Consider the following 757-nt stretch of genomic DNA (forward strand, 5'->3'; position numbering starts at 1 on the left):
GGTAATGACTCTAATTGGTTGAATTGACGTATACTGCTCGCTTTTGAGGTTTTCTTATGGCCAGCGTTACTGTTCATTGTCCCCGTTGTCAGTCTGCTCTGGTTTACCGACATGGGCAGAACCCTAAAGGCCGTGATCGGTTCCGCTGCCGCGATTGCTACCGCGTGTTCCTCCTCACTTATACCTATGAAGCCCGTAAGCCCGGTGTCAAAGAGCAAATTACCGAAATGGCCTTCAACGGAGCGGGCGTCCGAGATACGGCAAGGACACTCAAAGTCGGTATTAACACCGTCATTCGCACGTTAAAAAACTCGCGCCGAAGCGAATAACGTCATCTCCGGTTGCCCATGCGGATGTGGCACTCATATGTGAACTTGATGAGCAGTGGAGCTTCGTTGGCAGTAAGGCGCGACAACACTGGCTCTGGTACGCTTACAACACCAAAACCGGTGGTGTACTGGCCTACACTTTCGGTCCACGTACCGATGATACATGTCGGGAGTTGCTGGCCCTTTTGACGCCGTTCAGCATTGGCATGATAACCAGTGATGACTGGGGCAGCTATGCCAGAGAGGTGCCGAGGGATAAGCATCTGACGGGTAAAATCTTTACGCAGCGCATTGAGCGTAACAACCTGACTCTCCGTACGCGAATCAAGAGGCTGGCTCGCAAAACGATTTGCTTCTCGCGCTCAATAGAAATCCACGAAAAAGTCATTGGAGCCTTCATCGAAAAATATATGTTCTACTAATTGGAG

At 50.6% G+C, this 757-nt stretch carries 1 protein-coding gene; it reads left to right on the forward strand.

Annotated elements, in window-relative coordinates; translation table 11 throughout:
- Positions 1-56 precede the first annotated feature (56 nt).
- Positions 57-751 (forward strand): IS1 family transposase gene (locus H0248_RS21155; protein WP_180787376.1). Its coding sequence is split into 2 segments (ribosomal slippage): positions 57-303 and positions 303-751, totalling 696 coding nucleotides; the frame shifts between segments, so codons are not numbered across the junction.
- Positions 752-757 lie beyond the last annotated feature (6 nt).

Origin of the sequence: Pectobacterium brasiliense (assembly GCF_013449685.1) — a bacterium.
Taxonomy (GTDB): domain Bacteria; phylum Pseudomonadota; class Gammaproteobacteria; order Enterobacterales; family Enterobacteriaceae; genus Pectobacterium; species Pectobacterium brasiliense_A.